Origin of the sequence: uncultured Anaerococcus sp., from assembly GCF_963510575.1 — a bacterium.
Taxonomy (GTDB): Bacteria; Bacillota; Clostridia; order Tissierellales; family Peptoniphilaceae; genus Anaerococcus.
The window spans coordinates 1-5,227 of record NZ_CAUPFR010000108.1 but is presented as its reverse complement, the minus strand read 5'-3'; the positions used below and the strand labels follow the sequence as shown (position 1 = coordinate 5,227).

5 protein-coding genes are annotated in these 5,227 nt (G+C 33.6%); 2 read left to right on the top strand and 3 right to left on the bottom strand.

Annotated elements, in window-relative coordinates; genetic code table 11:
• Positions 1-1,583: M24B family metallopeptidase (locus tag RQ907_RS07440; RefSeq protein WP_311492743.1), on the bottom strand; the 1,583-nt coding region annotated here is incomplete at its 3' end.
• Positions 1,584-1,780: 197 nt separating this feature from the next.
• On the opposite strand from RQ907_RS07440, the gene ychF reads away from it, so the two are divergent.
• Both ychF and RQ907_RS07430 read left to right on the top strand, forming a co-directional pair.
• Entirely contained in the window at positions 1,781-2,878 is a 1,098-nt protein-coding gene (gene ychF / locus RQ907_RS07435) for a redox-regulated ATPase YchF (RefSeq protein ID WP_311492742.1), read from the top strand.
• Positions 2,871-3,494: a thymidine kinase gene (locus tag RQ907_RS07430; RefSeq protein ID WP_311492744.1), complete on the top strand. Its 624-nt coding sequence runs from the start codon at positions 2,871-2,873 to the stop codon at positions 3,492-3,494. Before ychF ends, RQ907_RS07430 begins: the two co-directional genes overlap by 8 nt.
• A gap of 46 nt (positions 3,495-3,540) precedes the next feature.
• On the opposite strand, the gene RQ907_RS07425 is transcribed toward RQ907_RS07430, so the two are convergent.
• The gene (locus RQ907_RS07425; RefSeq protein WP_311492741.1) at positions 3,541-4,383 is read right to left on the bottom strand and encodes a PHP domain-containing protein; all 843 of its coding nucleotides are present in this window, start codon (positions 4,381-4,383) and stop codon (positions 3,541-3,543) included.
• Positions 4,380-5,227: glucose PTS transporter subunit IIA (locus RQ907_RS07420; protein WP_311492740.1), on the bottom strand; the 848-nt coding region annotated here is incomplete at its 5' end. The genes RQ907_RS07425 and RQ907_RS07420, both read right to left, overlap by 4 nt.

Below are 5,227 nucleotides of genomic sequence, written 5' to 3'. Positions count from 1 at the left end.
CCAAACTCATTATCAAAGGCTTTTTTAACATAAGCTTCATTTTCAATTCTGATTCCATGACTATTTTCAATATAAAGTCCTGGTTCTATTGAAGTTGTCATGTTTTCAACAAACTCCATTTCATTTCTTTCTGAAATTGCTTGTGGTCCTTCATGAACGGTAAGAACAAAACCAACTCCATGACCTGTTCCGTGGAAAAAGTCCTTACCCGCCTTCCAAAGTGGGTATTTTGCAATCATATCTAATCTAGTTCCCTTAGTCTTATTTTTAAATTTAGCTAAAAATAGACTGAGGAAGGATTTTAAAACCAAAGTATAATCAATTTTTTCAGCTTCTTTAAGGCTTCCGAGGGCAATAGTTCTTGTAATATCAGTAGTTCCTTCCTTGTAGTGTCCACCAGAATCAACAAGAATCATTCCTTCGTCCCTAATTGTTTTAGAACCAGTTTTTGAAGGAGCATAGTGGACTATAGCTGCATTTTCCCTATAACCAGCTATAGTTTCAAAAGAATCTTCTATAAAACTTTCATTTTCACACCTTAAATCATGAAGCTTATTTGATGCAACTAATTCATTCAAAGAACCAGTTTTAGCTCCAACTTCTAGCCAGTTAAAGAATTTTACAAGGCTCACCCCATCCTTTATATAGGCTTTTTTGATACTTTCTATTTCTGCATCAGTTTTTACCGACTTCATATAAGTAGTTAGATTTATACCTTGACTTATTTTCACATTTGAATTTATAGCATCATAAATAGCTACATTTGTTCTTGCAGGATCTAGGTAAATTCTACTTTTACCCGGAATATTTTTTAAGAGACTATAAATATATTCATAAGAATAAATGCTAATTCCATTTTCTTCTAGATATTGACGTACATTTGCATCAAGTTTTTCCTCTTCTATACACAAGCTTGCCTTATCTTGTGAAACAAGCATATATGATAAAATAACAGGATTATAGGCTACATCATTACCTCTAATATTTAATAAATAGCATATATCTTCTGGTGCACCTATAAAGGTGTAATCACAGTGGTTAAGACCCATTTTTTCCCTTAAAATTTCAAGTTTTTCTTTTAGGCTTAAGCCACAATATTTTTCATCGTGAATCCAAGCCTTATCTTTAGGAAGTTCTGGTCTATCAGTCCAAATTTGCGAAATATAATCAAGGTCAGACACCAAAACTCTAGCACCCATATTTTCTGAAAGATCTTTATAACCTGTAACAGAATAGCACTGACCATCGAAACCAATCTTGCCAAATTCAGCAATATTTTTATCGAGATACTCGATGATTGTTGGATAACCTTCTACTCCCATCTTCATTAATTCAAATTCCGAACCGGATAATTCTTTTTGAGCCTGTAAAAAATATCTGGAATCAGTCCAAAGTCTAGCTTCTTTTTGGGTAATAACGGCTGTACCTGCTGAACCTGTAAAGCCAGAAATGAATTCTCTTGTTTTATAATGGTCTGCTAAATACTCAGATTGGTGAGGATCTGAAGTAGCTACAATATAGGCATCAATTTTTCTATCCTTCATCAAAGATCTTAACTGTTCTAATCTTTTATCTATATTCATTCTTATCTCCTAATCATAGAATTAAGCAAATATTTGCTCCATCTTATAATAATATTTTATCCTAGTTTATTATTATTTCTATAAATCATTATACCAGACTTAAAGTCATATTATAGGCATAAGTATGATTGATTTTTTCCTTAAAACCATTATAATATAAGAGTTATAAGAATAATTAAAAAGAGAGTGTGAATAAGATGAAACTAGGAATAGTCGGCCTACCTAATGTTGGTAAATCAACATTATTTAACGCCATAACCAAAGCAGGTGCCCTTGTAGCAAACTATCCATTTGCTACCATAGACCCAAATGTTGGTCTTGTAAATGTACCTGACAATAGATTAAATGTGCTATCAGAAATGAGCAAGTCTAAAAAAATAGTTCCAGCAGTCGTTGAATTCTACGATATAGCAGGTCTTGTTAAAGGAGCTAGCAAGGGTGAGGGACTTGGTAATAAGTTTTTATCAAATATCAGAGAAACTGATGCTATTGTCGAAGTTTTAAGATGCTTTGATGACCCAAATGTAACCCATGTTGATGGTTCTGTTGACCCACTAAGGGATATAGAAACTATAAATCTTGAACTAATTTTATCTGACCTTGAACTAGTAGATAAGGTATTAGAAAAGAAAAGAAAAGTTGCTAGGGCTGATAAGAGTGCCCGTGCAGAAGTAGAAGTTTTAGAAAAGATTGTAGCAGTTCTGGAAGAAGGCAAATCTGCAAGAATCCTGGACCTAAACAACGAAGAGAAAAAACTTTTAAGGTCTTACCAACTTTTGTCTACCAAACCAATTATTTACGTTTGCAATGTTAATGAAGATGACGCTGCAGATGATGGTGCTAGCAACAAATATGTAGAAATAGTACGTGACTTTGCAAAAAGTGAGGGTGCTGAAGTATCAGTTGTATCAGCAAAAATTGAGCAAGAAATTTCAGAGCTAGAAACAGAGGAAGAAAGAGAAGAATTCTTGGCCATGATTGGTCTTACAGAATCAGGTACAGACAGGGTTATAAAGGATTCTTACAAGACTCTAAACCTAATTTCCTACCTAACTACAGGCGAAGTTGAGACCCGTGCATGGACAATAACAAAAGGCACACGTGCCCAAGATGCAGCTGGCAAAATCCACTCAGATATAGCTCGTGGTTTCATCATGGCTGATATCATATCCTATGATGATTTAGTTGCTGCCGGTAGCGAAGCCAAGGCTAAAGAAGCAGGTAAACTCCGTATGGAAGGCAAAGACTACATCATGCAAGACGGCGATGTAGTTGAGTTTAAATTTAATGTTTAAGAAAATGATTAAAAAACAAGGCAAACTAATAGTTCATACAGGATCAATGTTTTCAGGTAAAACTACTTCCCTATGGAGAGAGCTATACAGGATGACAATTGCAAATTACAAAACCGTGGCCTTTAAGCCTGCGGTTGATAATAGAGATAGTGATAAAAAAATTGTCTCCCATGACAATTTATCCCTAGATGCAATAAAAATCGAAAACCTAAATGAAATTTTAGATTACGTTAAAAATCATGAAATAGACGCAATCGGCATAGATGAATTGCAATTTTTCCCAAATGAACCTAATGAAGTAGTTGATATTTTTAATAAACTCATGGCAAAAAATATAACTATTGTCATATCAGGTCTTGATATGGACTACATGGCCAAACCCTTTGAAATAATAAAGGAAATTATGCCCCTAGCCGATGAATTAGTTAAACACCACGCCATCTGTGCCTCATGTGGTGAAGACGCCTGGGCATCCTATAGGAAATCATCCGATGATTCAAGAATACAAATAGGTTCAGAAGATGTTTACGAACCCCTATGTAGGTCTTGCTATAACGAAAAAATGCGTGAAAGAGAAAAAACTAAAAATCAAATATCATTAGAAGAAATCAACTAATTAAAAATGCATGGAATTCTAACCATGCATTTTTAATTATCATAAATTATTTTGTATTTTCCTTAAAGTCAAGAGCATTTTTTTCAAGCTCGTCAAATTCTTCTTTTGTTAATCCAAATTCTCCAAAAGTGATTAATTCTGGATTGTGGTAATCACTTCCCCCACTTTTGAATAAATTAAATTTTTTAGCAAATTCTAGAGTTAAGGGATAATCCTCAGCCTTCATTTTTGAATGGTTGATTTCTATACCTTTAAGTCCATAAGATACATACTTTTCAATTTCAGAATAATTATGGTATTGACAAGGATGGGCTATTATAGGAATTCCCCCATCTTTCAAAATGGCTTCTATACCTTCTTTTACATCAATATAACCCATTTTCATATCTGTTTCCTTGCTGGTTTTTGATGCAAAAAGCTCCTTATATCTCTGTGGAGTCATTTCTTCTGGATACTTTTCTTTCAAAGCCTGGAAGATATTCATCTTAAAAACTATAGAATAAGGCGAAAATTTCTTAGCATCTTCATAACTTATGTCGTATCCTTGAGCTCTAAGCTTTTCAATAAGCTCCTTATGATACTCATTTCTACAATGTAAGGTATGATTACAGAGCCTTTCTATATTTGGAGTCTTTTCGTTTAGCCAAAGTCCAACTACATGGACTTTTTTATATACATCAAAATCATAGCAGCTCATCTCCACGCCTTTTACAATTTTCATGTCATATTTTTTTCCATATTTATAAATCTCATCATAGTGATTTACAGTATCATGGTCAGTTATGGCAATTACTTTTAAACCATGGTCTTTAGCATCTTTTATAACATCTTCTATATCACATACACCATCAGAGTGGTTTGTGTGCATGTGCAAGTCTGCGTATTTCATTTTTCAACTCCCAACAAAACATCTTCGAAACTAACTTTTATGTTATTCTCAACTTCAAATTTTTTATAAGCATCAGAATTAGTTATGACAATAATTACATCATCATCGTAACCAGCACTTTTTATGGTTTCAAGATCAAACTCAATAAGATCATCACCCTTTTTAACTCTTGAACCTTGGTCAACTAAAACTTTAAATCCTTCTCCTTTTAGGTTAACAGTATCAATTCCTATGTGCATCAAAACTTCCATTCCGTTATCACATTTTAAGCAAATAGCGTGTCCTGAATCGAATATTGCTGTTACTTCTGCATTTTCAGGAGATTTTAATAAACCCTTGCTTGGTTTTATAGCAAATCCATCTCCCATTACTTTACTTGAAAAAGTGCTGTCATTTACATCTTCAATTTTTTTAACCACACCTTCACAAGGTGAATAAAGCACGCCATCTTTTGGTTCAATAGCTGAATTTTTTTCTGCTTCTGCCTCTTCTTCGTCAGCAAAATCTGAATCATCAAAACCAATAATTAATGTAGCAATAAATGTCACCACTGAAGCAATTATCATGGTTATAATGGCCATGAAAAAGAAATTTTCTTCCTTAGATACCCACATGGCTAGGGATAAAATTCCCGGTGTTACATATATAAAGGCCTTAAGCTTTACAATTCCTGCGAAAATACCAGCTACAAAAGCTCCTATCATTGCAGCGTACATAGGTTTTTTTAATTTTAAGTTAACACCGTAAATAGACTGCTCTGTCATTCCTCCAAGAAAGGCTGTAACAGATGAAGAAAATGCTAAAGATTTAAGATTTTTATTTTTAGTCTTAACTGACACTGCAA